At 35.6% G+C, this 2173-nt stretch carries 3 protein-coding genes; all 3 read left to right on the forward strand.

Annotation, left to right across the window (positions count from 1 at the left end; translation table 11 throughout):
- The coding region (locus BUB92_RS11005) for a copper amine oxidase N-terminal domain-containing protein (protein ID WP_143156961.1) at positions 1-741 on the forward strand (741 nt) is incomplete at its 5' end.
- Between the two features lie 12 nt (positions 742-753).
- Complete coding sequence (locus BUB92_RS11010) at positions 754-1227, forward strand: hypothetical protein (protein WP_073093606.1); 474 nt, start codon at positions 754-756, stop codon at positions 1225-1227.
- 246 nt (positions 1228-1473) lie between these two features.
- Positions 1474-2001, forward strand: coding sequence for a hypothetical protein (locus BUB92_RS11015; RefSeq protein WP_073093608.1), 528 nt, complete (start codon positions 1474-1476; stop codon positions 1999-2001).
- The last annotated feature ends 172 nt before the right edge of the window (positions 2002-2173 follow it).

Genomic DNA, 2173 nt, shown 5'->3' on the forward strand with positions numbered 1-2173 from the left:
GCTCCCAAAATTTATCCTCCCGGTAGAACTTTTGTACCAGTTAGATTTTTAGGAAATGCACTGGGAATAGATGATAACAATATAACATGGCAGGCTAATACCCAGACTGCCATACTTAAAGGCAACAAAACTTTAAAATTGCAAATAAATAACAAAATAATGCACAGCAACGATAAGCCCGTCCAGATGGATGTCGCACCCCTTATCCAACACCCCGGCAGAACGATGTTACCTGCCAGATATGTTGCAGAGGGGCTGGGCTACATCGTTGAATGGGACGCACAGCATCAAGCAGTAATAGCTTACATGGATAACGGTGAAAAACCAGATATAGCCAAAGCATTAGAAATGGTAAAACAGGTTGAGCCTCCAAAACCTCCCAAGAATGGGGCAAGGGTTTATTCAGAGGCAGACCTGACGCCTCAAATGATACAGAAGATTAAGGATATACACAATTCTGGTCTTGGTTCGGATTGGAATGAAACAGACCCAAGGACTTTTGATAAATATGCCGAAGCAGTTAGAAGAGATTTTTTAAAATATGCTCGAGAAGGGTATGGCGATCCTCCAAATCTTAAAGCTGAAACAATTGTTATATCACCTAAATTAGATTACGGTCCATCGTCCGGTTGGAGAATGTTTAGAGTAGTTGTAGATGGAAATTTAGTATTTGATGTGAAAGCAGGATTTGATGGAGAGTATGGTATTAGATGGGTTTGTTTTATAGGATATTTAGAATAGGAGGTAGTTTAAATGAAGAAAAAGTTAGCAGTATTATTAATATTAGCATTTATAGTGTCTCTTTTTCCTAGTTTACCAGCATCAGCTGCTTACAAACCGGTATTAGTTGTCGATGGTTCAGGTATGTCGATTAGAGATTTAGGTCCATCTTATAAAAAACCTACTGCATATAGTGTTGAAAGGTCTGCACCAGACCAGGCTCATGTAGAATGGGTTAGTATGCAAATTCACTCCAAAATAGCTAATCCTTATGTAGAAGGTGCTAGGTATAAAACAATGTGGTTTAATTTCACATTTTTAGATGACAAAAAGAACCCAATAGTTGACCCTAAAACAGGTAAACCAGTTCAGGCTGTATGTTTTTATGGTTATGACTCAGCTAGACAGAAATATATGCAGCATATGTATAAAGTAATTGATAGCAATAAAAGTTTACATTATGATAGACATTATGCAGCAGAATTTGTTTTCAAAAGGGCTTTATAAAGAGCAAATTATCAAAGAATGTGGGGAAACAGGCAATGTAGCTACCCAGGCCTGGCGTTATAATATTTCAACTAATACTATTTATACCTGGATTAAAAAATATTGCCCAACCGGATCTGTAAAGACTTCACCTGATGTATGACAGTAATTTTATGCAATTTTCAAAGAGCTTTAGATTGAGACGGATTTTTTACATTAATAAGAATAAGGGGCCAAGGCACTATCATATATATTGAAGGTGATATAATGGAAGATAAGTACGCAGATGTTAATGACAATAGGCCGGGTTTAATTATCTTAATATTGTTTGTTTTAACAGTATTTTTATCAGGATTTGCTTTAGGGTTTATTTATAAGAGTTCAAAAATTGAAACTAGTGATGATGAAACTTTTGAAGATTTAAAACCATATAAAGATATTGCTTATCAAGTAGCTAAAGCGTCAGCAAATTTTAAAAGTCGTGAAGAAGCAATAGCAAATATGGAGAAGGTAAAAAAATATTTTGATGAAGAATATTATAAAGTATATATGACTACATATGAAGAAACAGGCGGTGTATTATATTCTTTTTTCTGGTATAGAGTTGATTTTGGTGAATCATATTTTGAGGTAACTGAAAATGTAGCTGAAAAAACTAAAACAGGCGTTAATGTTTTGATAGGAGGAATGTGGATGGCAGGCAAGCATCCTCATGCTTACTCATGTGCGTCGTATATGTTATTCAAGTTTAATAAAGAAGGTAAAATCATAGAAATAAGAGAGGTAACATGTTAAACACAACCACACACAAACACAAGGGGACGGTTCCTTTGTGCTGTCCTGCATTTATACCGTCCCCCTGTACTTTTTAATTCAGTTTTTTCTTTAACTCCTCTATCTTCTCTACTGAAAGCCCGGTAAATTTGGCAATAAGTTTTACATCTAGTCCTTCTCGCAAAGCATTCAG

It is taken from the genome of Thermosyntropha lipolytica DSM 11003, from assembly GCF_900129805.1.
Classification (GTDB): domain Bacteria; phylum Bacillota; class Syntrophomonadia; order Syntrophomonadales; family Syntrophomonadaceae; genus Thermosyntropha; species Thermosyntropha lipolytica.